The sequence below is a fragment of the Kitasatospora sp. NPDC001664 genome, from assembly GCF_053596675.1.
In genome coordinates this window covers 55,324-78,885 of record NZ_JBSFGS010000029.1, presented here as the reverse complement: position 1 = coordinate 78,885, position 23,562 = coordinate 55,324, and the positions used below count along the sequence as shown (strand labels likewise).

General features: G+C 72.3%; 22 protein-coding genes and 1 riboswitch. Of the genes, 9 read left to right on the top strand and 13 right to left on the bottom strand.

The window, feature by feature from the left end:
• Nucleotides 1–133 precede the first annotated feature (133 nt).
• On the top strand, nt 134–1,090 hold the full coding sequence (locus tag ACWCYY_RS32320; protein WP_345289587.1) for a M56 family metallopeptidase: 957 nt from the start codon (nt 134–136) through the stop codon (nt 1,088–1,090).
• A gap of 7 nt (nt 1,091–1,097) precedes the next feature.
• Here the strand turns inward: ACWCYY_RS32320 and ACWCYY_RS32315 are convergent, their stop codons facing one another.
• Both ACWCYY_RS32315 and ACWCYY_RS32310 read right to left on the bottom strand, forming a co-directional pair.
• Nucleotides 1,098–1,856 (bottom strand): hypothetical protein, encoded by a 759-nt coding sequence (locus ACWCYY_RS32315; protein WP_449798053.1) that lies wholly within the window; start codon nt 1,854–1,856, stop codon nt 1,098–1,100.
• Nucleotides 1,857–1,899: 43 nt separating this feature from the next.
• Entirely contained in the window at nt 1,900–2,529 is a 630-nt protein-coding gene (locus ACWCYY_RS32310; RefSeq protein ID WP_449798052.1) for a GNAT family N-acetyltransferase, read from the bottom strand.
• Between the two features lie 96 nt (nt 2,530–2,625).
• Here ACWCYY_RS32310 and ACWCYY_RS32305 point away from each other — a divergent pair, with 96 nt between their 5' ends.
• A complete protein-coding gene (locus tag ACWCYY_RS32305; RefSeq protein ID WP_449798051.1) occupies nt 2,626–3,636 on the top strand; it encodes a serine hydrolase domain-containing protein in 1,011 nt (336 codons plus the stop codon).
• A gap of 29 nt (nt 3,637–3,665) precedes the next feature.
• On the opposite strand, the gene ACWCYY_RS32300 is transcribed toward ACWCYY_RS32305, so the two are convergent.
• Nucleotides 3,666–4,109, bottom strand: a complete 444-nt coding sequence (locus ACWCYY_RS32300) for a MarR family winged helix-turn-helix transcriptional regulator (protein ID WP_449798050.1) — start codon at nt 4,107–4,109, stop codon at nt 3,666–3,668.
• Nucleotides 4,110–4,197: 88 nt separating this feature from the next.
• Here ACWCYY_RS32300 and ACWCYY_RS32295 point away from each other — a divergent pair, with 88 nt between their 5' ends.
• Nucleotides 4,198–5,745, top strand: a complete 1,548-nt coding sequence (locus ACWCYY_RS32295; protein ID WP_345289594.1) for an MFS transporter — start codon at nt 4,198–4,200, stop codon at nt 5,743–5,745.
• A 186-nt stretch (nt 5,746–5,931) separates the two neighbouring features.
• The gene (locus ACWCYY_RS32290) at nt 5,932–6,537 is read left to right on the top strand and encodes a TetR/AcrR family transcriptional regulator (protein ID WP_449798049.1); all 606 of its coding nucleotides are present in this window, start codon (nt 5,932–5,934) and stop codon (nt 6,535–6,537) included.
• Nucleotides 6,538–6,619: 82 nt separating this feature from the next.
• On the opposite strand, the gene ACWCYY_RS32285 is transcribed toward ACWCYY_RS32290, so the two are convergent.
• Nucleotides 6,620–7,486, bottom strand: coding sequence for a helix-turn-helix domain-containing protein (locus tag ACWCYY_RS32285; RefSeq protein WP_345289596.1), 867 nt, complete (start codon nt 7,484–7,486; stop codon nt 6,620–6,622).
• 421 nt (nt 7,487–7,907) lie between these two features.
• Between ACWCYY_RS32285 and ACWCYY_RS32280 the strand changes: the two genes are divergently transcribed.
• Complete coding sequence (locus ACWCYY_RS32280) at nt 7,908–8,450, top strand: ATP-binding protein (RefSeq protein WP_345289597.1); 543 nt, start codon at nt 7,908–7,910, stop codon at nt 8,448–8,450.
• Between the two features lie 125 nt (nt 8,451–8,575).
• On the opposite strand, the gene ACWCYY_RS32275 is transcribed toward ACWCYY_RS32280, so the two are convergent.
• Complete coding sequence (locus tag ACWCYY_RS32275; protein WP_345289599.1) at nt 8,576–8,815, bottom strand: DUF397 domain-containing protein; 240 nt, start codon at nt 8,813–8,815, stop codon at nt 8,576–8,578.
• A 340-nt stretch (nt 8,816–9,155) separates the two neighbouring features.
• On the opposite strand from ACWCYY_RS32275, the gene ACWCYY_RS32270 reads away from it, so the two are divergent.
• Nucleotides 9,156–10,013: a sirohydrochlorin chelatase gene (locus tag ACWCYY_RS32270; protein ID WP_345289600.1), complete on the top strand. Its 858-nt coding sequence runs from the start codon at nt 9,156–9,158 to the stop codon at nt 10,011–10,013.
• A gap of 89 nt (nt 10,014–10,102) precedes the next feature.
• Here ACWCYY_RS32270 and ACWCYY_RS32265 read toward each other — a convergent pair whose 3' ends face one another.
• Complete coding sequence (locus tag ACWCYY_RS32265; protein ID WP_449798048.1) at nt 10,103–12,202, bottom strand: hypothetical protein; 2,100 nt, start codon at nt 12,200–12,202, stop codon at nt 10,103–10,105.
• A gap of 191 nt (nt 12,203–12,393) precedes the next feature.
• Nucleotides 12,394–12,594, top strand: a riboswitch (cyclic di-AMP (ydaO/yuaA leader).
• On the opposite strand from ACWCYY_RS32265, the gene ACWCYY_RS32260 reads away from it, so the two are divergent.
• Entirely contained in the window at nt 12,581–13,732 is a 1,152-nt protein-coding gene (locus tag ACWCYY_RS32260; RefSeq protein WP_449798047.1) for a transglycosylase family protein, read from the top strand. It overlaps the preceding riboswitch by 14 nt.
• A 66-nt stretch (nt 13,733–13,798) precedes the next feature.
• Nucleotides 13,799–14,002 carry a hypothetical protein gene (locus tag ACWCYY_RS32255; protein ID WP_449798046.1) on the top strand — a complete coding sequence of 68 codons (204 nt, stop codon included), beginning with the start codon at nt 13,799–13,801 and terminating at the stop codon, nt 14,000–14,002.
• Between the two features lie 51 nt (nt 14,003–14,053).
• On the opposite strand, the gene ACWCYY_RS32250 is transcribed toward ACWCYY_RS32255, so the two are convergent.
• From ACWCYY_RS32250 to ACWCYY_RS32230, 5 genes are all read right to left on the bottom strand, one after another.
• The gene (locus tag ACWCYY_RS32250; RefSeq protein ID WP_345289151.1) at nt 14,054–15,103 is read right to left on the bottom strand and encodes a LacI family DNA-binding transcriptional regulator; all 1,050 of its coding nucleotides are present in this window, start codon (nt 15,101–15,103) and stop codon (nt 14,054–14,056) included.
• Nucleotide 15,104: 1 nt separating this feature from the next.
• A complete protein-coding gene (locus ACWCYY_RS32245) occupies nt 15,105–16,820 on the bottom strand; it encodes a glycoside hydrolase family 13 protein (protein ID WP_449798045.1) in 1,716 nt (571 codons plus the stop codon).
• A 107-nt stretch (nt 16,821–16,927) separates the two neighbouring features.
• Entirely contained in the window at nt 16,928–17,839 is a 912-nt protein-coding gene (locus ACWCYY_RS32240) for a sugar ABC transporter permease (RefSeq protein WP_345289153.1), read from the bottom strand.
• The gene (locus ACWCYY_RS32235) at nt 17,836–18,831 is read right to left on the bottom strand and encodes a carbohydrate ABC transporter permease (RefSeq protein WP_449798044.1); all 996 of its coding nucleotides are present in this window, start codon (nt 18,829–18,831) and stop codon (nt 17,836–17,838) included. Before ACWCYY_RS32235 ends, ACWCYY_RS32240 begins: the two co-directional genes overlap by 4 nt.
• Nucleotides 18,832–18,927: 96 nt before the next feature.
• Nucleotides 18,928–20,211: an extracellular solute-binding protein gene (locus ACWCYY_RS32230; protein ID WP_345289155.1), complete on the bottom strand. Its 1,284-nt coding sequence runs from the start codon at nt 20,209–20,211 to the stop codon at nt 18,928–18,930.
• Nucleotides 20,212–20,522: 311 nt separating this feature from the next.
• Between ACWCYY_RS32230 and ACWCYY_RS32225 the strand changes: the two genes are divergently transcribed.
• Complete coding sequence (locus ACWCYY_RS32225) at nt 20,523–21,674, top strand: globin domain-containing protein (protein WP_449798043.1); 1,152 nt, start codon at nt 20,523–20,525, stop codon at nt 21,672–21,674.
• Between the two features lies 1 nt (nt 21,675).
• Here ACWCYY_RS32225 and ACWCYY_RS32220 read toward each other — a convergent pair whose 3' ends face one another.
• Nucleotides 21,676–22,278, bottom strand: a complete 603-nt coding sequence (locus tag ACWCYY_RS32220; RefSeq protein WP_345289158.1) for a helix-turn-helix transcriptional regulator — start codon at nt 22,276–22,278, stop codon at nt 21,676–21,678.
• A 71-nt stretch (nt 22,279–22,349) separates the two neighbouring features.
• The gene (locus tag ACWCYY_RS32215) at nt 22,350–23,387 is read right to left on the bottom strand and encodes an aldose epimerase family protein (protein ID WP_345289159.1); all 1,038 of its coding nucleotides are present in this window, start codon (nt 23,385–23,387) and stop codon (nt 22,350–22,352) included.
• Between the last annotated feature and the right edge of the window lie 175 nt (nt 23,388–23,562).

Below are 23,562 nucleotides of genomic sequence, written 5' to 3'. Positions count from 1 at the left end.
ACGCTGGTCCGCCTTCCGAACTCGCGCAGTTCCCCGCGCCCCCGGAGGCCTAGCCACGTACAACAAGTGTGCCGTGGGTCATGTTGGGCCGTAGCGGGTTCTCGCGGGGCGGTGGAGCGCGTAGGTTGCTGCCATGACGGCTCTGTTCGGTCTGCTGGTGCTCGGGGCGGTGCTGGCCACCGTGGCGCCGCGGCTGTTGGCGCGGGTGCGGTGGGCGGACCGGGAGCCGGTGTTGGCGTTGCTGGTGTGGCAGTGCCTGGTCGTCGCGGTGCTGCTGTGCTGCGTGCTGGCGCTGCTGCTGGCCGCCTCCGCCGCGCTGCCGCCCGTACGGAGCCTGCTGTTCTCGACCGCCCCGCACGGGGTGGAGGCCGCCTACGGCCTGGCCGACGCGGAGGGGTGGGGGCGGCTGACGGCCGCGCTGCTGGCGGCCGGCGGGCTGTGGACGGCGTACTCGCTCTCCCGGGAGGTCCGGGCCGCCCGGGCGCTGCGCGACCGTCGCTCCGCCGAACTGGCCCACCGTGCGCCGGAGTTGCCCGAAGGGCTGGGTGCCCGCAAGGGCGCCGGGCGGGAGCGGCTGGTGGTGCTGGAGAACGTCCGCCCGGAGGCCTGGTCGCTGCCAGGTCCGTCCTCCCGGCTGGTGGTGACCACGGGGGCTCTGCAGCAGCTGACGGACCGTGAGCTGGCGGCGGTGCTCAGCCACGAGCGCGGGCACGTCCGGCACCGGCACCACTGGCTGGCGCAGTCCGCCGAGGCTCTGGCGAGCGGCTTCCCCGGGGTCGGGGTGTTCTCCGCCTTCCGGGACCAGGTGGGCGAGTTGGTGGAGCTGGCGGCCGATGACCGGGCGGCCCGCCGGCACGGCCGGGTGACCACGGCGCTGGCCCTGGTGGAGATCAACAGCGGCCGAGGCGTCTTCGGCGCCTCCTGCCCCCCGCAGCAGCTCGCCGAGACCCCGCGCCGCGTCGACCGCCTGCTCGCCGGCGAGCCCCGCCTCCCGGTCCACCACCGCCTGCGCCTCACGGTGGCCGCCCTGGCCGCCCCCGCCGCCGCGATCCTGCTGGCCGCCGGCCCCGGCCTGGTCAGCCTGTTGTGACGAGGGCTCAGCGGTACCCGTCGTGGTCCGGCGGCCAGGGGTAGCCCATCCGTTCGGCCAGCTCGGTCGAGCCCGCCCAGAACTTCGCGTCGGTCCGGGGATCACCGGCGGTCAGCTCCGCCGCGAGCTGCGCGGCCCGCTCGCCCGGGTCCCGGTCACCGACCGGGAGCTCGATCTGCAGCTGGAACGACTCCTCCCCCAGACCGGCCGGGTGCCTCAGCATCACCTCGATCCCGTCCGGTTCGGCACGGGACGCGCAGACCGCCTCCACCTCGCAGTCCCAGCGTTCCAGCCACTCGGAGGCGCCCCGCAGGTCCGCCTCCAGCAGCTGCGCGACCACCACCCCCGGCCACTCCCAGCTGCGGTCCGCCGCTGCCCGCCGCACCTCGGCCTCGTACGCGACGGCGTCGAACCGGAACTCCGGCAGGGCGGGCAGCCGGTTGCCCGGGTCGCGCCAGCCGGACCAGACGATCTGCCCGTCCTCCCTGCCGACGGTCACGTACAGGGCACCGCAGCAGCCCTCGTACCCGCATCCGCTGATCGCGAGCCGGACCTCGCGGGGTGCCGCGGCGCCGAGCAGCACCCCGGACCGACCCAGCAGGTACCGGGGCCCCGTCGTCACGTAGTTCGGGGCGGACGCCCCGTCGAGGGTGGGGAACTCGGCCAGCAGGTCGCGACCGTTGACGACCGGCCGGACGTCCAAGTGCCCCTCTCCGTGCGGCGGGTAGTGCAGTCGCAGCTCAAGGCTGTCCGGTGCCGGGATCATGGGCCAAGGATCACGCGGCCGACGGCACGTGTCACCTGGTTTCTCACCGGGGCCGGGAGACGTAGCCGGTCAGCGGGGCGAGGGTCCGCCAGCCGAGGGCCTCGTAGAGCGCGCGGCCCTCGACGGTCGCCCCGAGGACACCCGTCGAGACCCCGTGGGCGAGCGCCGCGTCGGTGAGGGCCGCGATCACCATCGTGCCCAACCCCCTTCGCCGGTGGGCCGGTTCGGTGGAGATCTGATCCGGGACGCAGACGGTGCCGGTCAGGCCCGCCTGCCCGGAGGCGGCGGGGCCACCGTCGGCGCCGAGGACGCGGACGGTGGCGACGCCGTCGGCGGTCGAGGTGGTGACGGTGTAGCCCTCGGGCACCCGTACCCGCAGCGGGCGCAGCTCGGTGGCCATCAGGAAGCAGGGGTCGAGCGGCAGCCAGCCGGCGGCCGGGAAGTACGGGTCCAGCTCGGTGGCGGGGAGGAAGCCCTTGACGCAGACGGCGGGTTCGGTGACCGAGGCGGTCAGGGCACGGGTGGTGCGGGCCTCCGTGTCGAGCAGGACGTGACGGACCGTCTCCCGCGGCTTCCCGACCTCGATCCGCAGCCCCCAGGGCACCGTCGCCGGCCCGGCCAGCCCCCGGGACACCGCCCACCCCTCGACCCACGACCGCGCGAGCTCCACCACCAAGTCCCCCTCGTTGCGCCGACACCGGTCCGACCCGAACTGTACGGGGCCGAATTCGGTGGCCCCGCACCCTCCCCGCCGGGCTACCGTCCCCTGGTGAACGACGAACTCCGCACCGCCACCCGCCTCTTGCTCGACCACCGCCTGGCGGCGGCCCGTACCGCCCTCGGCGCGACGGCGGCGACCGCCGTGGTGCTCCGGGACGGCCGGCCCCTCTGGCGGGGCGCCACGGGCGCCGTGGACGGCCACCCGCTGGACGCCGGCACCCAGTTCCGGATCGGCTCGATCACCAAGACCCTCACCGCCGCCCTGGTGCTCCGGCTCCGCGACGAGGGACGGCTCGGCCTGGACGACCCGCTGGGGCGCCACCTGCCCGGCCTGCCGGAGCCGGTCGGTGCCGCCACCGTGGGCCAGTTCCTCGCCCACACCTCCGGCGTGCCCGGCGGCCCGCCCGCCACGTGGCGACGGGACGGCACCGACGACTTCCCCGCCGGGCTGTTCGGGCAGCCGCCCACGCTGTACCCGGCCGGTGCGGTGCACCACTACTCCGACGTCGGCTTCACCCTGCTCGGAGCGCTGGTGGAGCGGCACCGCGGGGCCCCGTGGGCCGAGTGCGTGCGGACCGAGCTGCTCCGTCCGCTGGGAATGCGCCGCACCACCCGCCTGCCGGCGGCACCGGCCGCCACCGGCTGGGCGGCCGACCCGGAGACCGGCGGACCGACGGCCGTCCCGTCGTACGACTTCGGTGTGATGTCACCGTCCGGGCAGCACTGGTCCACCCTCGACGACCTGGTGCGCTGGGCGGCGTTCCTGACCGGGGGTCAGGACGGGGTGCTGAGCGCGGCGACCCTGGCCGAGATGCGCCGCCCGGCCGTGCCGGACGGGTGCTACGGCCTGGGCCTGGAGCTCTGGCCGGACGACCCGGCGCGCGGTGGCGGGCCGGGCTTCGCCGGGCACACCGGTTCGGTGCCGGGCTTCCGCTCCGCCCTGCTCGTCGCGCCGGCGGAGGGCCTGGCCGGAATCCTGCTGGCGAACGGTTCTACCGCCCTCCCGGAGGGGACGGCCGCCCTGGTCCGGGACCTGATCCGGCTGGGCACGGCCGCCTGACGGTGAACCGGCCCGGACCTGACGGAGCCTCAGCCGTCCTGCCGCTTGCCTCCGGGCGCGCCGGGGCCACCGCCCAGGGTGCGGGCGAGCACCTCGCGGTGGACCGGCCGGGCGTCCTCGTAGCGCTGCCGGCCGGCCTCGGTGAGGGTGACGTAGATGCCGCGCCGGTCCGAGGAGCACATGGCCCGCTCGACCAGCTCCGCCTTCTCCAGGCGGCCGATCAGGCGGGAGAGGGCGCTCTGGCTCAGGTGGACCTGGGCGGAGAGGTCCTGCACCCGCAGCCGCGTCTCGTGCAGGGGCTTCCGCTCGTCCTCGTAGAGGCGCTCCAGCACCTCGAACTCGCTCATCCCCAGCCCGTGCAGCTCGCCCAGCTCGCGGTCGAGCGCACAGGCGGTGGCCGCCTGACGGGCCAGCAGATCGCGCCAGTCGGAGACCAGGTTCGCCCCGTCGGCGGGGACTTCGGGTTCGGACACGCGGCCACCCTACCACATGCGCATGAACTTATTGCGTACACATTAAATCGACTTGCATTGAATGCACGTGCATGGAAGTGTCCTCCCCATGACCACAGCACGAGAGCCATCGGCATCCGCCGCTCCCGCCACCCCCTCTGACGCCCCGTCCGTCCACGGCGACGAAGCCTGGAGCCCCCGGCTCTGGGGCACCCTGATCGTGCTCTGCGCCGCGCTCTTCCTCGACGCCCTCGACGTGTCGATGGTCGGCGTGGCACTGCCCTCGATCGGCACCGACCTCCAGCTCTCCACCTCCACCCTCCAGTGGGTGGTCAGCGGTTACGTGCTCGGCTACGGCGGCCTGCTGCTGCTCGGCGGCCGGGCGGCCGACCTGCTGGGCCGCCGTCAGGTCTTCCTGGTCGCCCTCGCCGTCTTCGCCGCCGCCTCCCTGCTCGGCGGCGTGGTCGACGACGGCGGGCTGCTGATCGCGGCGCGCTTCGTCAAGGGCGTGGCGGCGGCCTTCACCGCCCCGGCCGGACTGTCGATCATCACCACCACCTTCGCCGAGGGCCCGGCCCGCAACCGCGCGCTCAGCATCTACACCGTGACCGGCGCCAGCGGCTTCTCGCTCGGCCTGGTGCTCAGCGGCCTGCTCACCTCGGCGGGCTGGCGCTGGACCTTCCTGATGCCGGTGCCCGTCGCGCTGATCGCCCTGGTCTTCGCGTTCCGCCTGCTGCCCCGTCAGCCCCGGCCCCCGCGCGGCTCCGCCGGGTACGACATCGCCGGCGCGGTCACCGGCACCGGCTCGCTGCTCCTGCTGGTGTTCACCGTGACGGAGGCCCAGAGCGCCGGCTGGGCCAGCCTGCGCACCATCGGCTCGCTGGTCCTGGTGCTCGCCCTCGCGGCGGCCTTCCTGGTGATCGAGCAGCGCACCGCGCACCCGCTGGTGCGGCTCGGCATCTTCCGCAACGGCGGCGTGGCCCGGGCCAACCTGACCGCGCTGGCGCTCTTCGGCTCCTACGCGGGCTTCCAGTTCATCGCCACGCTCTACCTCCAGCGGCTGCTCGGCTGGTCGGCCCTGGAGATGGCGCTGGCCTTCCTCCCGGCCGGCGCACTGGTCGCCCTCTCGGCGACCAAGATGGGTTCGATCGTGGACCGCTTCGGCACCGGACGCCTGATGGTGCTCGGGGTGCTCTCGCTGACCCTCGGCTACGCGCTCTTCCTGCGGCTCGACGAGCACAGCGGCTTCGCCACGCTGGTGCTGCCCAGCATGGTGCTGCTCGGCATCGGCTTCGCGCTCGGCTTCCCCTCGGTCAACATCGCGGCCACCAACGGCGTCGACGACGAGGAGCAGGGTCTGGCCTCGGGCCTGGTGAACACGGCCTTCCAGGTCGGCAGCGCCCTGGTGATGGCCGCCGTCACCGCCGTGATCACCTCGGGCAGCGGCGGCGGGGAGAGCGCCGCGGCCCAGCTGGACGGCTACCGCCCGGCCCTGCTGCTGGTCACCGGGATCTCGCTAGTCGGCTTCGTGGTGGCCGCCGTGGGCGTGGCGCTGGAGCGGCGCAAGGCGCCGGCCCCGGCGGCGGTGCCGGACTACGACTACACCCGCAACGCCGCCGAGACCCCCGCGACGGCAGAGGTGCTCACCAAGGGCTGACCCACCGGGTCCGTTCATGACGGAGGCCGGGTCCACCAAACCCCCGTGTTGGTGGACCCGGCCCCGTCGCCGTACGCGTGGCCCGAAGGACCGGGCGAGCGGCTCCCGCACAGTATATTGGCTGGGAGCCAATCAACGTACGGAGCAGACACGATGGCACCTCGCGGGGAATCGGTCAATGAGGAAATGCGCCAACGTTCCCGGCTCCGCATCATGCAGGCGACGGTCGAGCTGGTGGACCTGAACGGGTACGCCAAGACCACGCTGGGCGACATCGCCGAGCGGGCGGGGCTGGCGCGGGGGCTGCTGACGTACTACTTCGACAGCAAGCGGCTGCTGATGCAGGCGGCCACCCACCGGATGATGCACCTGACGCTCTCCGCCGCCCTGGCGGAGCTGCCCGGGGGCAGCGACCCGGAGGCCCGGCTGGCCCGGGCGATCGACGCGGTGCTCGGGCTGGCGCTGGACCACCCCCGGGTGATGCGCTCGCACCTGGCGCTGATCCTCGACCCGGACGTGGGCGCGTTCGTGAAGGACCCCGAGCAGCGCACCCTGGGCGGCATCCTCCAGGGGCTGCTGGGCGACTGGGGCGCGGCCGACCCGGTGGCCGAACACGCGGTGCTGCGCAGCGCGTTGATGGGCGGGGTGATCGGGCTGCTGCTGCCGGGCGCGGCGGTCTCGCTGCCGCCGATCCGGGCCGACCTGTTCTACCGCTACGGCCTGGCCTGGGAGTTGGGCCGGCCGCCGCTGCCCGAGGCGCCACCGCGCGCACAGCCACCGACCCGGGTCTGAGCCGGGCTGCGGCCTGACGACCTGTCAGGAATGCGTCAGGGGCCCGGACATGAGTCTGCCCGGGCCCCTGACGGAGAGAAGATCAGTTGCCGGACAGTATCCGGGTGAGCAGGTCCTTGGTCTGCTCCGGCGTCAGGCTGTCCACGCACAGGCGCTCCATGACCTGGACGTAGGCGTCGACGTCGTCGCGCTTGTCGAGGTAGAGGGCGCTGGTGAGCTGCTCCAGGTAGACCACGTCGGCGAGGTCCTGCTCGGGGAAGCGCAGGATGGAGAACGCGCCGCTCTCCCCCGCGTGCGCGCCGAAGCGGAACGGCATCACCTGGATCACCACGTTGGCCTGCTCCGACACGTCGAGCAGGTACTGGACCTGAGCGCGCATCACCTTGGGGCCACCGACCGGGCGGCGCAGCGCGGCCTCGTCGATCACGGCCCACAGGCGCGGGCCCGGCCCGTCGCTGAGCAGCTTCTGACGGCGCATCCGCAGGCTCAGGCGGCGCTCCAGCTCCTCCTCGGTGATCACCGGGCGGGTCTGCGAGAAGACCGCGCGGGCGTACTCCTCGCACTGCAGCAGACCGGGGATGAACTGCACCTCGTAGGTGCGGATCTGGGCGGCCGCCTCCTCCAGACCGACGTAGGTCTGGAACCAGCCCGGCAGCACGTCGTTGAAGCTGTGCCACCAGCCGGACTTGTTGGCCTCGCGGACCAGGCCGAGCAGCGCCTCGCGCTCGGCGCCGTCGTCCACCCCGTAGAGGCTGAGCAGGTCGGCGACGTCGCGCTCCTTGAAGGAGACGCGACCGAGCTCCATGCGGCTGATCTTCGACTCGGAGGCGCGGATCTGGTAGCCGGCGTCCTCCCGCGTGATGCCCCGGGACTCCCGGAGCCGGCGGAGCTGCGAGCCGAGCAGGATCCGGCGCACCATCGAACCGCCACCGGGCTGGACTGTGGTCATTGCCGTCAAAACCTCCGCCGTGAGCAAACAGCGCACAGTCTGCCATCAGTTGAGCGCTCTGGGTGCCGGTACTGACTGATCAATCTGCCAGTTCTGCTCCGACCCTCCCAGGATGCACGTGCATCCGGCGCTTGCATATGCCAAAGGTGCGACTGCACGTGAATCGACTCTTGCATCCGCAGTGTGCGCACGGGACCATGGTGCACGTGCACCTGCACACCCCTGGCACCCCCGCGGGCACCGTGTCGACGTCCCCACGCGCGATTCCGCACACGCCTCCGGCCGCGCCCCCGCGCGGCCGGATAGCCGTGTGCGGACGTGGTTCGTCGGCCCGGTGGCCGCGCGGCCGAGCGAGTCGGAGGTGACCGGCATGACCCCGGTGGGTCCCGCCGTGTCCGCCCCCTTATGGGAGGAGCTCTTCATGAGCACCGGTACGGCCATCGCGGCCGACCCGTACGTGGTCAGCTGCACCCTCGCTCCCCGCTTCGAGGCCGTGAAGACGGCCCGGGAGTTCGCCAGGGAGACCTTGCACGGCTGGGGCCTGGCTCCCCTCTTCGACGACATCGCCCTGGTGGCCTCGGAGTTGGTCACCAACGCGCTGCGGCACGCCCTGCTGCAGCGGCCCGACGCCGCGTCGGCGGTCCGGCTGCCGGTGCAGCCCGGTCCCGACCGTACCGTGGAGCCGCGGGCCGATGCGCGCCTTCTGCCGATCCGAATAAGCCTGGTGCACCGCGCACCCCAGGTGGTCTGTGCCGTCAGTGACCCGAGCAGCCAGGGTCCGGTGGCCCGCGAGCCCGATTTCGTCGCCGAGTCCGGCCGCGGCCTGCACCTGGTGGACTCCTTCAGCCGCTCCTGGGGCTGGCACCCGCTGGCCGGCGCGGGCAAGGTGGTCTGGGCCGTGTTCGAGGCCGACACCGTCCCCGCCCCCACGGCCACCCCCGGCCGCCACCGGCGCTCCGCCTGACCCGCCGTCATCCGGCACCCGCCGACGGGGCACCCGTCCGCCTGACGCCCCGTCGGGCCCGGACACGACGAAAGGCCGCCGCGATCCCCTCGCGACGGCCCCGGTGCCCCCGGTCCGACGGACTGTCAGCCCGCCAGGTGGTCGAACTCCCCGTCCTTCGCGCCGAGCAGCAGCGCCGCTATCTCCGCGCGGGTGTAGACGAGGGCCGGCCCGTCCGGGAAGCGGGAGTTGCGCATCGCGACGTCACCACCCGGCAGCGCCGCGAACTCCACGCAGTTCCCCTGCGAGTTGCTGTGGCGGCTCTTCTGCCAGACCACACCCTCGAGGTCCGCGGAAGGCATGCCGTTGTACGTGGTGTTCTGCATGTGGATTCTCCCCGACGTGACAGGCGTTCGCCTCACTTGACGTGATGATAGCTCCAGTGCACGTGCATCAGCACGGGTGTTTGCGCGTGCACGATGTGGGGCATCAATCAGTCAGCACGGGTGTCCGACAAGCGAGTTGAGGCCCCGTATCAGGACAAACGCGGGCCAATCGTGGACATACCGATGACTGCGCGTACTCGAACTCCAGCGGGTTGTCGATCTTCGGGGGTCTGTCGAGATGGCTCACGGTCCGTCACCTCTGTCGGATTGTGACGCCGATCACTGTCCGGACTCCGGCCCGGCTGTGGGAGGTAGGGCGAGATGTCCTACGATCTCCGCCATGAGCACAGCAGCCATCCCGGGCCCGGCACTGCCCGTACGTACTCCAGGCTCCCGTGCGCGGGGGCGCCACCGCCGTCCCGAGCGGCCGGAGATCCCGGCGGGTTCGCCGACGCTGGTGCTGGCCGTTCCGGCCACCGCCGGGCCGGAGGTCCGCCCCGTGGTCGAGGAACTGCTCTCGATCGTGCGCGGCGAGCAGCCCGGCATCGAGACCGCCGCCGCCTACCTGGACGGCTCCCAGGACGACTCCTCCCCCACCGTGGCCGAGCTGCTCGCCCGGGCCGCCGAGGCCGGGCTGCCCGCCCCGGTGCTGGTGCCCCTCCTCCCGGGCCCGCACGGCTTCCTGACCGGCCTTCACGAGCTGGCCGCCGCGCACGGCGCCGTCGTGACGGACGTGCTCGGCCCGCACCCGCTGCTGGCCGAGGCCGTCCACGTCCGCCTCTCCGAGGCCGGGCTGGCCCGGGCCGACCGGGCCCGGCTGTTCGCCATCGCGACCGCCGCGGACGGCATCGTGCTCACCACCGCCGGCGGTGAGGACGCCGCCCAGGCCGCCGAGATTACCGGCGTGCTGCTGGCCGCCCGCCTGGCCGTCCCGGTGGTCGGCGCCGCGCTCGACGTTCCCGGCTCGGTGCTGGCGGCCGTCAACCACCTGAAGGCGACCGGCTCCCAGCGCCCCGCGCTGGCCCCGCTGGTGATCGGCCCCGAGGCCGACCCGGAGCTGCTGGCCACCGCCGCCGAGGAGGCGGACTGCCCCAGCGCCGCCCCGCTCGGCGCCTACCCGGCCGTCGGCCAGCTGATCGCCTCGGCGTACCTGGCAGCGCTCCCGCAGCCCGCCTTCGAGGAGCAGCCGGAGGCCTGACACCCCGACAGCACGAGGGGCCCCGTACGGTGTGCAACCGTACGGGGCCCCCTCGCGTCCGTCCCCGTGTGGACTCCGCGACCCAGGACTCAGGAGAGCGGCGCCGCGTCCCGCAGCGCGATCCTCGGGGTGACCACGGCGCGCGGTGGAACGGCGCTGGTGGTCGGGGTCGGCGCGCCCGAGAGGTGGATCTCCTGGGCCTGGTCCGCCCCGGCCCTGCGCAGCACCACCCGCTTCGGGGTCGGCAGCTTCGGGTCGATCCAGAGCTCGGTGCCGCTGAACTCGCAGTCCAGGATGGCGATGTCCTCCGGTGCCCCGCCGTCCACCGCGCGCAGCGCGACCCCGGCCTTCCGGTATCCCGTGAACTTGCTGCGCGTCACCTGGACGGTCTCGCCCGGGAGTTGGTGCAGCGCGGTGGAGACGGCGTAGTCCGACTGCCCGGCCGCGTCGATCAGCAGGCCGTCGAAGACGGTGCCCTTGTCCCGGCCGAGCGCGTGGATCGCCACTCCGCCGGCCGCGTTGCCGTACAGGACGGTTCCGTTGTAGTCGAAGTCGTTCAGGTAGGCGCCGTGCTCGATGCCCCAGCCGCCGTTGTGGTAGGCCACGAACTGGCCCACGGTGTGGTGGAATTCGGCGTTCAGCCAGACGAAGATGCCGTTCTCCAGGTTGTTGTGGGCCAGGCAGCGCTCGAAGGTCCACACCCCTTCGCTGGTCTCCGGCCACTCGTAGCCGGAGGCGCCGTTGGCGCCCTGGACGCCGACCGCCACGCAGTCCCGGGCCACCCCGCCCTTGCCCGCGCCGAGGCTGAAGCCGGTCAGCCGGTAGCCGCGCGGGTTGGGGTCGAACTGGGTGCGGGAGGCCACGCAGGCGTCGTAGGTGATGTCGTTGGAGGGCCCCTGGGGGGTGCGGGTGTCCAGCGGACCGTCCCACCAGTAGGCGTCCTCCCAGGTCTGGTGGGCGATGCAGGAGCGGAAGGTGATGCCGTGGCAGTTGTGCGGCACGAAGGCGTGGCTGCCGGTGTCGCGGACCACCACGCCCTCCACCACGGTGCCCCGGGTGGTGTCGCCGAGCATGTGGAAGTGCAACCCGTACCGGCCGAGCACCGGCTCGGTGACGGGCTTGCCGGCCCACTTCTCCTTGCCGGCCGACCTCGGGCCCATCCAGCGCAGCGCGGCGTAGCGGACGTCGGCCCGCTGGTTGCTGGTGATGTGGACGTGGGCCCGGCCCTTCTCGGTGCCCTCGACCCGGACGTTGCGGGTCAGGTTGAGCACCTCGGCGCCGACGCTCACCCCGCCGCCGGTGGTGACCTTGGGGTGGGCGTACTTGAGCGGGCCGTCCAGGCTGACGGTGGATCCGTTGACGGCGGTGACGGTGCGGTGGTCGTAGCGCTCGGAGAAGCCCTCGGCGTCGGGCGTCCCGGTCGGGGTGACGGCGAGCTCGTCGCCGACCTGCCAGCCGGCCGGGGCGGCGGCCAGCCGGATGCTGGTGTCGCCGGCCTTCAGCGGGCCGGCCGCGCGGACCCAGGCGGTGCGCTGGGCGCCCGCCAGGCGGAGCCGGCCGGAGCCGGTGACCCAGAGGCCGGTGTCGCTCTCCACCAGGGCCATCCCGCCGCCCTGGAAGCGTCCCTCGTCGACCGCGGGGAAGCGGACGGCGTGGACGGTGGCGGCGTTCGACGGGGCGAGGGTGAGCGCGCCGCGGACCTCGACGTTGCCGTGCGAGGTGAGCGAAACCGGACGATCCGGGGCAAAGGTGAGCGAACCTGACGGTTCGACCAGGAGCGAACCCACCGTCACGTCGCCGTCCAGCAGCACGTGGTCGGTGATCCGCACCGCCGCGCCGGGGCGGGGCGCGGCGCCGCCGCTCCAGCCGGCCGGGTCGGACCAGCTCCGCGGCCGCACCGTCTCGGCGGGCGAGGCGGAGGCGGCGGCCGATTCGGTGGGCGAGGCCGAGGCGGACGGGCTGTCAGAGGCACCGGGCGAAGCACCGTGCGAATGCGAAGCTTCCGTCGGCGGCGGTGGCTTCGCCGCCGAGGGGGCGTCAGGACCGCTGCCGCTGCGCCGTACCACCTCCTCCACCCCGACCGCCGCCAGGGCGGTGCCGATCGCCAGGCCGATGAGGAGCTTCCGGCGACTGACCTTTGCCGATCCGTTGTCCGCCGGGCCCGACTGGGGCCCTCTCGCGTGCCGCATGACCCGAAGCATAGGCAAATCCCTTTGCTCGCAAGGAATTTGAACAGAATCGATCGGAATCGACATCCGGATCGACAGCTTCCGGTTCATGAAGAGTCGGTAAAGAAACCATGATCAGCATCACAGGGGTTTGCGGTTTCAACTTAACTCTGCCTAACGTGACGCCCTGTTCGTGACCACACGGACCCAGCCCCTCCGGAACGCCGAATCCTGCCGCCGGACGGGTCGGCAGCTCATCAGCACCGCGGCAGGGGCGGGGGAACCACAGGTAAGTCGCCTGGTTTTGGTCATGTATGACCGATTTCAGGCTTGGGGTGAAGCCGCGCTCAGGCACGGCCGGGCAACTCCAGCCCGAATCCGACAGCTCACCTCGCAGGCGTGGGAGAGGAACGCGTCTTCGTGCTGTCCAGCACCACTTCCAAGCGTGCCCGCCGACTCATCGCCGCCACCGGCGTCGTGGGCATCGGCCTCACCATCCCGACCCTCACCGCCGGCACCGCCTCGGCCGCCCCCGTCTCCGTGTGGGACAAGGTCGCCGCGTGCGAGTCCACCAACGACTGGTCGATCAACACCGGCAACGGCTTCTACGGCGGCCTGCAGTTCACCTCCAGCACCTGGGCCGAGTTCGGCGGCAAGCAGTACGCGCCGCAGGCCAACCAGGCCACCAAGGCGCAGCAGATCGCGGTCGCCGAGAAGGTGCTCGCCTCCCAGGGCCCCGGCGCCTGGCCGGTCTGCTCCGTCAAGGCGGGCCTGACCAAGGGCGGCGCCGCCGCCCAGGTCGACACCTCCTCGACCACCACCTCGGCCCCGAAGGCGGAGGCTCCCAAGGCCGCCGAGCAGCCCGCCGCCCAGCCGGCCGCGAAGCCCGCGGCCGCCAAGAGCTACACCGTGGTGGCCGGTGACTGGCTCTCCACCATCGCCCAGCAGCAGAACGTCGAGGGCGGCTGGGAGAAGCTCTACGAGCTGAACAAGGCTCAGCTCACCGAGGGCCCGGACATGATCTACCCGGGCCAGCAGCTGGTCCTGGGCAACGTCGCCCAGGCCGCCCCGGCCCCGGCTCCGGCCCCCAAGTCGACCGCCCCGCAGTCGGGTTCGGCCTCCACCGGCACCACCACCAAGGCGAAGAAGTCCGCCGCCGCGGCCGCCGAGCAGACCGCGACCGTCGCCACCGGCTCCAAGGCCGCCGCGATCAACTTCGCGCTCTCCAAGGTCGGCCAGGCCTACGTCTACGGCGGCAGCAGCAACGGCGGCTGGGACTGCTCCGGCCTGACCCAGGCGGCCTTCCGCCAGGCCGGGATCTCCCTGCCGCGGGTGGCCAACGACCAGGCGGACGCCGCCACCCGGGTCTCGCTGGACAACCTCCAGGCGGGCGACCTGCTGTTCTGGTCCAACAACGGCGCCAACTCCGGCGTCTACCACGTCGCCATCTACCTGGGCGGCGGCAAGTACGTCGAGGCGGCCAACCCCCGCGCCGGCGTGAAGACCGAGACCATCGCCAACTGGGCCCCCGACTTCGCGGGCCGCGTCTGACGACGGCATGAAGCCGTGCCCCCGGAGACCTGGTCGGCTCCGGGGGCACGGCCGTATCCTGCCGCCATGGCCAAGGTCAACGTCTCCCTGGAAGCCGACTTCGCGATCGAGCTGATGCTCCTCGCCGGCACCAAGAACCCGCAGGACGCCGTCGAGCTGATCCTGCGCGACTACCTCGTGCGCTCGCGCCGCACCGAGGCACGGACCGGCGACGCCGCCGACGAGGCGCGCCTCACCGAACCCAGGGGCGGTGTCGTCCAGGAGGGCTGACAGCACGGAGGGGCCCGGGGTCACGACGACCCCGGGCCCTTCTCGCGCGTCCTAACGCCCGTGCTGGCGCGGGCCGGTGGAGCCGCGCATGACCAGCTCGGGCTGGAACATGAACTCACCGCGCTGCGAGCCACTGCCGTTGACCTCCTCCAGCAGGGCGTCGACGGCGGCGGTGGCCATCGCCTCGACCGGCTGGCGGACGGTGGTGAGCGGCGGCTCGGTGAAGGCGATCAGCGGCGAGTCGTCGAAACCGACCACCGAGACGTCCTTCGGCACCGCCATCCCGCGCTGGCGGACCGCCCGGATCGCGCCGAGCGCCATCAGGTCGCTGCCGCAGACGATCGCGGTGCAGCCCTTGTCCAGCAGGGCGTTGGCCGCGGCGTGCCCGCCCTCCACGCTGAACAGCGTGTGGTGGACGTACTCGGCGGCCTGGTCCGGGCCGAGGCCGAGGTACTCGCCGACCGCGGCGGTGAAGCCCTCGATCTTGCGCAGCACCGGCACGTAGCGCCGCTGACCGACCGCCAGGCCGATCTTCTCGTGGCCGAGTTCGACCAGGTGCTGGACGGCCATCCACATCGCGGCCCGGTCGTCCGGCGAGATGAACGGCGCGGCGATCTTCTCGCTGTAGCCGTTGATCAGCACGAACGGCACCTGGCGGCCGGTCAGCTTGGCGTACCGGTCGTGGTCGGCGGTGGAGTCGGCGTGCAGGCCGGAGACGAAGACGATGCCCGCCACGCCCCGGTCGACCAGCATCTCCACCAGTTCGTCCTCGGTGGAGCCGCCCGGGGTCTGGGTGCAGAGCACCGGCGTGAAGCCGTGCCGGCTCAGCACCTGCTCGATCACCTGGGCCAGGGCGGGGAAGATCGGGTTGCTCAGCTCCGGCGTGATCAGGCCGATCAGGCCGGCGCTGCGCTGGCGCAGCCTGGTGGGCCGCTCGTACCCGAGCACGTCGAGTGCGGCCAGCACCGTCTGACGGGTCGTCGCGGAGACGCCCGCCTTGCCGTTGAGGACGCGGCTGACGGTGGCCTCGCTGACCCCCGCCTGCGCCGCGATGTCCGAGAGTCGCGCCGTAGTCACGATCCCAGAGCCTATTGCAACCATGTCAGACCGCCCACCAGATGGTGCTGTCCGCCGGGAGGACCGTCTCGCCCTCCACCGCGACGGCCTCGGTGGAGGAGAGCAGGATACGGCCGGGAGCGGCGATCCGGACCGGCTCGGAGCCGGTGTTCACGGTGCAGACGAAGGAACCGCGACGGAAGGAGAGCAGGTGCTCGCCGGTCTCCAGCCACTCCACCGACTCGCCGGCGCCGAGGTCCGGGTGGGAGCGACGGATCGTCAGGGCGGAGCGGTAGAGCTCCAGGGTGGAGGTCGGGTCGCCGGTCTGGACCTCGACGCTGAGCCCGGCCCAGCTGTCGGGCTGCGGCAGCCAGCTGGGGCCGCCGGCGGTCGGGCCGAAGCCGTAGGGGGCCTCGGTGCCGGACCACGGGATCGGCACCCGGCAGCCGTCGCGGAAGCCGTCCTGGCCCTCCGCGCGGAAGAAGGACGGGTCCTGGCGGACCTCGTCGGGCAGGTCGGTGACGTCCGGCAGGCCGAGCTCCTCGCCCTGGTAGACGTAGGCCGAGCCGGGCAGGGCGAGCATCAGCAGGGAGGCGGCGCGGGCCCGGCGCAGGCCCAGCTCGCGGTCGCCGGGGGTGCGGATCTGGGTGCCCAGGCCCGGCTCGTTGGCGAAGCGGGTGGCGTGCCGGGTGACGTCGTGGTTGGACAGCACCCAGGTGGTGGGGGCGTCGACCGGGCGCATCGAGTCCAGCGAGAGGTCGATCACCTCGCGCAGCTCGGCGGCGTCCCAGGAGGTGCCCAGGTACTGGAAGTTGAAGGCCTGGTGCAGCTCGTCCGGGCGGACGTAGTTGGCGGTGCGCTGGACGGTCGGGGTCCAGGCCTCGGCGACGCCGATCCGCTGGCCGGGGTACTCGTCCAGGATCTGCCGCCAGGCGCGGTAGATGGCGTGCACGCCGTCCTGGTCGAAGAACGGCATCACGTCGTTGCCGAGCAGCTTGAGCTGGTCGTGCGAGCCGAGGTCGGGCAGGCCGGGGGCCTTCACCATGCCGTGCGCGACGTCGATCCGGAAGCCGTCCACGCCCATGTCCAGCCAGAACCGCAGGATGGAGCGGAACTCGTCGGCGACGGCCTGGTTCTCCCAGTTGAAGTCCGGCTGCTCGGGGGCGAACAGGTGCAGGTACCAGTCGCCGGGGGTGCCGTCCGGGTCGGTGGTCCTGGTCCAGGCCGGGCCGCCGAAGATGGACTCCCAGTCGTTGGGCGGCAGTTCGCCGCCCTCGCCCTTGCCCGGCTTGAAGTGGTAGCGGTCGCGCAGCGGGGAACCGGGGCCCTCGCGCAGGGCGCGCTGGAACCACTCGTGCTGGTCCGAGGAGTGGTTGGGGACCAGGTCCACGATGATCCGCAGGCCCAGCTCGTGCGCGTCCCGGATCAGGCCGTCGGCGTCCAGCAGGGTGCCGAACATCGGGTCCACCGCGCGGTAGTCGGCCACGTCGTAGCCGGCGTCGGCCTGCGGGGAGGCGTAGAAGGGGGAGAGCCAGACCGCGTCCACCCCGAGGTCCCGCAGGTACGGGAGCCGGCTGCGCACGCCCGGCAGGTCGCCCATGCCGTCGCCGTTGGAGTCGGCGAAGCTGCGGGGGTACACCTGGTAGATGACCGCGTCCCGCCACCAGCCTCTGCCGGCGGCACCGTTCGCAGCGGAGGAGTCGGCGTCGGACTCGGCGGCGGGGGCGGCGGGCCGGGAGGTGTCGGCCAGGTTCTGGGTCATGGACAGTCATCCCTTGGGGACTCGGTGGCGGCCCGGCCGCCCGGTCGGGGCGGCCGGTTCGCGGCAACAGGCAGGTGCGGGGGCGGTTTTGACGGTACGTCAGGCCGTCAGGACTTCGCGGCGCCGGCGGTCAGACCGGTCACGAGGTGACGCTGTACCAGGTAGAAGACCAGAGCTGCGGGGAGGGCGATCAGCACCGAGGTGGCGGCCATCAGGTTCCACTGGCTCTCGTACTGGCTGATGAAGGTCTGCAGGCCCACGGCCAGCGTGTACTTGCCGGAGCTGAGCATGAAGGTGGAGGCGAAGGCCACCTCGGCCCAGGCGGTGAGGAAGGAGTAGAAGGCGGCGACCGCCAGGCCGGGCCGGGCCAGCGGGATGACCAGGCGCCAGAAGGTGCCGAAGGGGCTCAGCCCGTCCACCCGCCCGGCCTCGTCGATCTCGACCGGGATGGTGTCGAAGTAGCCCTTCAGCAGCCAGGCGCAGTAGGGGACGGTGGTGGCGGAGTAGACCATGATCAGGCCAAGGTAGCCGTCCAGCAGCTTCAGCTCGGAGAGGATGGTGTACATCGGCACAATGAGGACCGCAATAGGGAACATCTGGGTCACCAGCAGGGTCCACATCAGCTGGCGGTGGCCGGCGAAGCGCATCCGGGAGACCGCGTAGCCGGTGGTGGCGGCGACCAGCACGCCGAAGACGGTGGTACCGCCGGCCACGATCACCGAGTTCAGGAACCAGGTGCCGAAGTCGGTCTCGAACAGCACCTTGGTGTAGTTGGAGAAGGTCACCTTGGAGAGGATCTGCCCGGGGTGCAGGTAGTCCATCTTGTCCGGCCCGAGCGAGATGAAGCCGATGTAGAGCACCGGGAACAGCGCGATCAGGCTGGCCAGCACCAGGGCGGCGTGCGAGAGCGCCTTCACCACGGGTGAGGACTCGCCGCGGCGGCGCACCTTCTTCGGACGGCCGGGGGAACTCGCCTTCGGGGCCGGGGTGTTCACGGCCTCCTCGATGGTCGCGGTCATCGGGACGACTCCTCGTTCCGGGCCAGCCAACGGCGGTAGAAGCTGGTGAAGACGATCAGGATGGAGAGCAGCAGCACACCGTAGGTGGCCGACTGGGCGTAGTCGCGCGGCTGTTGGCCGAAGCCGAGGCGGTAGGCCCAGGTGACCAGGATCTGCGCGTCCGGCGCGCCGTTGCCGAACAGCAGGAAGATGACGGTGAACTGGTTGAAGGTCCAGATCACGCCGAGCAGCACCACGGTGGAGGAGACGGTGCGCAGGCCCGGCAGGGTGATGTGGCGGAAGCGCTGCCAGGGGGTGGCACCGTCCATCTCGGCGGCCTCGTACAGCTCGCCGGGGATGGACTGCAGGCCACCGAGGAGCGAGACCATCATGAACGGCACGCCGACCCAGGTGTTCACCCCGATGGCGGCCGCCTTCTGGGCCAACGGGTCGGAGAGCCACGAGGGTTCGGGCAGTCCGACGCTGCCGAGCAGTCCGTTGACCACTCCCCCGTCGGCCAGCATCAGACGCCAGGAGAAGACGGTGACGAAGGTGGGCACCGCCCAGGGCAGGATCAGCATCAGCCGGTAGAGGCCGCGGCCGCGCAGGTGCTGGTTCATCAGCATGGCCAACGCCAGACCGGTCGCGTAGGTGACGGTGACGCAGATGACCGTCCACGCGATGGTCCAGACGAAGTGCGACCAGAAGCGGTCGTAGGAGCCGGGGCCCCAGAGCACGTCGGCGTAGTTGTGCAGGCCGATGAACTCGTAGGTGGCCGGGATGTGCTTGACGCCGATGGTGCGGGCCGAGTTGAGGCTGTTGGAGTCGGTGAGGGTCAGGTACAGACCCTGCACCAGCGGGTAGCCGACCAGCACCCCGAGGACGATGACGACCGGGGCGACCATCGCGTACGCGTACCAGTACTTGCTGTACGAGAGCTTGACGCGGGCCAGCAGACCGGGACGGGAGCGCCGTCCGTCCTCGGCCGGCGCGTCCTGCACGGCGACTGCCATGAGTTGACACCTTCTCGGGAGTGGGTGGCAGCCACCCGGGCCACCTCCGTCAGGTGGGCGGCCCGGGCGGCGGGCTTGCGAGGTGCTTCCTGGGGCTTACTTGGCGAAGCCGGGGAGCAGCTTGGCGTAGTCCACGGCGGCGGCGTCCAGGCCGGCCTTGGTGTCGGACTGGCCCTGGACGACCTTGCCCAGGTTGGTGCCGAGCGAGGCGAACAGCGAGGAGTACTCCGGCAGTTCGGGGCGCGGCTGGGCGGAGGCCAGCACCGCCTGGAAGCCGGCGATGCCCGGGTCGGCCTTGACCTCGGCGGTGAAGGCGTCGGTGCGGGTCGGCAGGGTGGAGTTCTTCTGCGCGAGGAAGGCCTGGCTCTCGGCCGAGGTCAGGAAGCCGGCCAGCTTGGCGGCGGCCTCCTTGTGGGCCTTGTCCGAGCCGGCGTAGACCGAGACGTTGTGGCCACCGGTCGGGGCGCCGGCCTTGCCGGCCGAGCCGGCCGGGACGGGCGCGATGCCGAGGTTCTTCTTGTCGGCGAAGGCGGTGCCCTTGTAGATGTTGGTGACCTCCCACGGGCCCTGGATGATCGCCGCGACCTTGCCGCTGTTGAAGGCGTCCATCATGTGCGCGTAGGAGTCGGTGGTGACGTCGGCCTTCACGGTGCCCGGGGCGGTGAACATCGACTTGTAGGTCTCGATCGCCTTGGCGGCCTCGGGCGAGTTCACGGTGATCTTCTTGCCCTTGGCGTCCACCGTGTCGGTGCCCTCGCCGAGCAGGTAGGGCATCGCGTAGTAGCCGTCACCGGCGCGCTGGAAGAAGCCGTCGGCGCCGGTCTTCTCCTTGACCTGGGCGGCGGCGGTCTTCAGCTCGTCCCAGGTGGTGGGCGCCTTGGTGATGCCGGCCTTGGTGAAGAGCTCCTTGTTGTAGAGCAGGCCCAGGGTGTCGGTGACCAGCGGGGCGCCGTAGACCTTGCCCTCGAAGGTGGCCTGCTGGATCAGGCTGGGCTGGAACGCGGCCTTGTCGGCGAGGGCGGCGGTGCCGTCCAGCGGCTCCAGGTAGCCGGCCTTGGCGAAGGCGGAGGTCCAGCCGACCTCGGCGCGGAAGGCGTCCGGGGCGCCGGTGGCGCCCATCGCGGTCTGCAGCTTGTTCTGCGCCTGGTCGAACGGGACGTTCTCGAACTTGACCTTGATGTTCGGGTTGGCGGCCTCGAACTTCTTGACCAGGGCCTCGTAGTTCGGCGCCTCGTTGGTGGCGTTGGAGGTGTCCCAGTAGGTGATGGTGACCGGGCCGGAGGCGGCCTTGTCGTCCGAACCGGAGCCGCTGCTGCCACAGGCCGCCATGGTGACCGCGAGGGCCGCAACGAGGGCAGAGGCCGCGATGCCACGCCGCATGAGAACTCCTTGGGGAAAGGTGGGGGTGCCCGAAGTGGAGGGGGACGGCGCATAATGGCTGTCCCGTTGCCGACTGCGCCGTTGCTCGTGGCCGTCGGGCTCGGGAAGGAACGTAACAGCGGCGCGAGCGGCGCCGAAAGGTCTTGCAGCAAGTTTCTGCAAGAACCGGGGATCGTTACGTCCGCGTGTCCTGCGCGTTGCCGGACGGTGGCGGGGCCGGATCGGCGGAGATCGGGACCTTTGGCCCACTTTTTAAATGGCGATCACCATTTATATTGAGAGCGCAGCCGTCACCCCATCCAGGAGGACCCGTGCTCTCCCCGCAGTCGACCGAGACCGTCCGCGCCACCCTGCCCGCCGTCGGCGGGGCCATCGGGGAGATCACCCCGCTGTTCTACTCCAAGCTCTTCGCCGCCCACCCCGAACTGCTCCGCGACCTCTTCAACCGCGGCAACCAGGCCAGCGGCGAGCAGCAGCAGGCACTGGCCGGCTCGATCGCCGCCTACGCCACCCTGCTGGTCGAGCACCCCGAGGTGCGGCCCGGCGCGATGCTGGCCCGGATCGCCCACAAGCACGCCTCGCTCGGTGTCACCGAGGCCCAGTACCAGGTGGTGCACACCCACCTGTTCGCCGCCATCGTCGAGGTGCTCGGCGAGGCCGTCACCCCCGAGGTGGCCGCCGCCTGGGACGAGCTCTACTGGCTGATGGCCGGTGAACTCGTCGCCCTGGAGGCCAAGTTGTACCAGGAGGCCGGCCTGGAGCCCGGCGACGTCTGGCAGTCCATGACCGTCACCGGCCGGCAGGACGAGACCGCCGACGCGGTCTCCTTCACCCTGCGCCGCACCGACGGCGCCCCGGTCGGCGCCTTCCTGCCCGGCCAGTACGTCAGCGTCGGCGTCCGACTCCCGGACGGCGCACGGCAGATCCGGCAGTACAGCCTCTCGGCCGCCCCCGGGCGGGACGAGTGGCGGATCACCGTGAAGCGCGACGGCGAGGTGTCGAGCCGGCTGCACGAGCACCTGGAGGTCGGCGGCGAGCTCTCCGTCTCGCACCCCTTCGGCGACCTGGTGCTCCGGGACGGCGACGCGCCGGTGCTGCTCGCCTCCGCCGGCATCGGCTGCACCCCGATGATCGGCATGCTCGACCACCTGGTCCGCACCGGCTCCAAGCGCCGCGTGGTCGCCGTCCACGGCGACCGCTCCCCCGCCGCGCACGCCCACGCCGCGGAGCTGGCCGAGCTCACCGGAGCCCTCCCGCAGGCGGAGCTGCACCGCTGGTACGAGGAGACCGACGGCCTGGTCGACCTCTCCGCCGTCCCGCTGCCGACCGGTGTGCAGGCCTACCTCTGCGGCCCGCTCCCCTTCATGCGGGCGGCCCGCGGGCAGCTGCTGGAGCGCGGCGTCCCGGCGGACGCCATCCACTACGAGGTCTTCGGCCCCGACCTCTGGCTCGCCGGGCAGTAGGTCACCGCGCCCCGGGCAGCTCGATGGTGCAGAGGCCCGGGGCGGAGAAGGGGCGCAGGGTGATGCCGGGTGCCAGGGCGTCGAGCAGGCCCTGGTGCACGGCGCAGACCACCTCGGGGTGGCGGGTGGCGTTGGGGGCGAACGGGCAGCCGTGGAGGAGGACCCGGCGGTCGTCCAGTTCGGGCTCGAAGCCCCAGCGCTCGGCGGCCGCCATCACCCGGTCGGCCAGCGGGGCGTCCGGGGGCGGCTCGGCGGCTCCCCACTCCCGGCCCGCCTGCGACGGGGTGAGCCGGCCGTACCCCTGGGCCAGGATGTCCACCAACTCGCGGTAGGCGTCCAGCTGTTCGCGCTCCGGGGCGGCGGTGTAGCGCAGCTTCGGACGGCCCCGGCCGACCGCCGGTTCGGTGTGCACGGCGACCAGCCCGGCCCGCACCAGGGCGGTCAGGTGCTGCCGGACGGTGGTCAGGTGGAGGCCGACCGCCTCGGCCAGCTGCCGTGCCTCCAGCGGCTCGCCGGCCGCCGTCAGCTCCGCCAGCAGCGCGCGGCGGGCCGGCGCGGCCAGCGCCCGGTGCACCTCGCCGCTGCTCTCCGTGCTGCCGTCCATCCGGTCAATATACGGCGAATCGGATGTACCGCTCCTGCCGGCCAAAGGTGCCGTCCTCCGGTGAGCGGCCGTCAGGAGGTGCCGAGGCGGAAGACCGTGACGGAGCGGAACTCCTCGCCCGGGCGCAGCACGGTGCTCGGGTACGAGGGCTGGTGCGGCGAGTCCGGGTGGTGCTGGGTCTCCAGGGCGACGCCGGAGTAGCGGCCGTAGGGCACCCCGCTCGGGCCGGTGACGGCGCCGTCGAAGCCGTTGGCCGTGTAGACCTGGATGCCCGGCTCGGTGGTGAGCACCTCCAGGGTGCGGCCGCTGATCGGGTCCTCCAGGAGGGCCGCGCGGGACGGAGCGGTGCCGCCGTCGTAGCCGCGCAGCACCCAGTTGTGGTCGTAGCCGCCCGCCTCGCCGATCGCCTTCCCGATCGGGCGGGCCGTGGTGAAGTCGAAGGGCGTGCCGGCCACCGCCTCGTACGGGCCGAGCGGGATCTGCCGCGCGTCCACCGGGGTGTAGTGGTCGGCCTCCAGGGTGAGCAGGTGGCCGAGGACGTCGCCGGAGCCCTCGCCCGCGAGGTTGAAGTAGGCGTGGTTGGTCAGGTTGACCACCGTGGGGCGGGTGGTGACGGCGTGGTAGGCGATGGTGAGGTCGGCGCCGTCCAGCAGGTAGTCCACGGTGACGTCCAGCGCACCGGGGAAGCCCTGGTCGCCGTCCCGGCTGTGCAGCGTCAGGCGGACTCCGGCGCCCGGCAGTTCGGTGGCCTGCCAGAGGCGGTGGGCGAAGCCGTCGGGGCCGCCGTGCAGGGTCACGCCGTTGCCGGTCGGGGCGAGCGGGTGGTCCTCGCCGTCGACGGTGATCCGGCTGTCGGCGATCCGGTTGGCGTACCGGCCGACGGTCGCCCCGTAGTGGCGCGCCGGGCCGAGCACGGCGGCGAGCTCGTCGGAGGCGAGGAGCACCTGGGCGCTCCGGCCGTCGCGGTCGGGGGCGGTGAGGCCGTGCAGCGTCGCCCCGAGGGAGAGGACCGTGGCCTCGACCGGGCCGCTGCGCAGGGTCCAGCGCTCGATGGCGGCGCCGGCGGCGGTGCGGTCGAACGGCGCGCGGCTTACCTCGGTCTGCGGCATCTGGACAGGACCCCTTCGCGTGTTCGAACCTGTGCGACCTTGTTGGATCGTACCTTGGGTGCGAGGACGTACGTGGTTACACCAGGGGCGCGAGGAACTGCGCGAATCGGGAGGCGGCTCACCGGCAACTGAACCGCCGTCAGCCAGCTGCAGGTGCTGCCGTTCCCCCGCGCGC

Coding starts and splice junctions, on each gene's coding strand:
- ACWCYY_RS32270 (WP_345289600.1), top strand. CDS start 9,156: ATGAGCACAGCAGCCATCCCGGGCCCGGCACTGCCCGTACGTACTCCA.
- ACWCYY_RS32290 (WP_449798049.1), top strand. CDS start 5,932: ATGCGCCAACGTTCCCGGCTCCGCATCATGCAGGCGACGGTCGAGCTG.
- ACWCYY_RS32245 (WP_449798045.1), bottom strand. CDS start 16,820: ATGACCCAGAACCTGGCCGACACCTCCCGGCCCGCCGCCCCCGCCGCC.
- ACWCYY_RS32320 (WP_345289587.1), top strand. CDS start 134: ATGACGGCTCTGTTCGGTCTGCTGGTGCTCGGGGCGGTGCTGGCCACC.
- ACWCYY_RS32215 (WP_345289159.1), bottom strand. CDS start 23,387: ATGCCGCAGACCGAGGTAAGCCGCGCGCCGTTCGACCGCACCGCCGCC.
- ACWCYY_RS32240 (WP_345289153.1), bottom strand. CDS start 17,839: ATGACCGCGACCATCGAGGAGGCCGTGAACACCCCGGCCCCGAAGGCG.
- ACWCYY_RS32295 (WP_345289594.1), top strand. CDS start 4,198: ATGACCACAGCACGAGAGCCATCGGCATCCGCCGCTCCCGCCACCCCC.
- ACWCYY_RS32220 (WP_345289158.1), bottom strand. CDS start 22,278: ATGGACGGCAGCACGGAGAGCAGCGGCGAGGTGCACCGGGCGCTGGCC.
- ACWCYY_RS32265 (WP_449798048.1), bottom strand. CDS start 12,202: ATGCGGCACGCGAGAGGGCCCCAGTCGGGCCCGGCGGACAACGGATCG.
- ACWCYY_RS32275 (WP_345289599.1), bottom strand. CDS start 8,815: ATGCAGAACACCACGTACAACGGCATGCCTTCCGCGGACCTCGAGGGT.
- ACWCYY_RS32250 (WP_345289151.1), bottom strand. CDS start 15,103: ATGGTTGCAATAGGCTCTGGGATCGTGACTACGGCGCGACTCTCGGAC.
- ACWCYY_RS32255 (WP_449798046.1), top strand. CDS start 13,799: ATGGCCAAGGTCAACGTCTCCCTGGAAGCCGACTTCGCGATCGAGCTG.
- ACWCYY_RS32280 (WP_345289597.1), top strand. CDS start 7,908: ATGAGCACCGGTACGGCCATCGCGGCCGACCCGTACGTGGTCAGCTGC.
- ACWCYY_RS32235 (WP_449798044.1), bottom strand. CDS start 18,831: ATGGCAGTCGCCGTGCAGGACGCGCCGGCCGAGGACGGACGGCGCTCC.
- ACWCYY_RS32230 (WP_345289155.1), bottom strand. CDS start 20,211: ATGCGGCGTGGCATCGCGGCCTCTGCCCTCGTTGCGGCCCTCGCGGTC.
- ACWCYY_RS32285 (WP_345289596.1), bottom strand. CDS start 7,486: ATGACCACAGTCCAGCCCGGTGGCGGTTCGATGGTGCGCCGGATCCTG.
- ACWCYY_RS32315 (WP_449798053.1), bottom strand. CDS start 1,856: ATGATCCCGGCACCGGACAGCCTTGAGCTGCGACTGCACTACCCGCCG.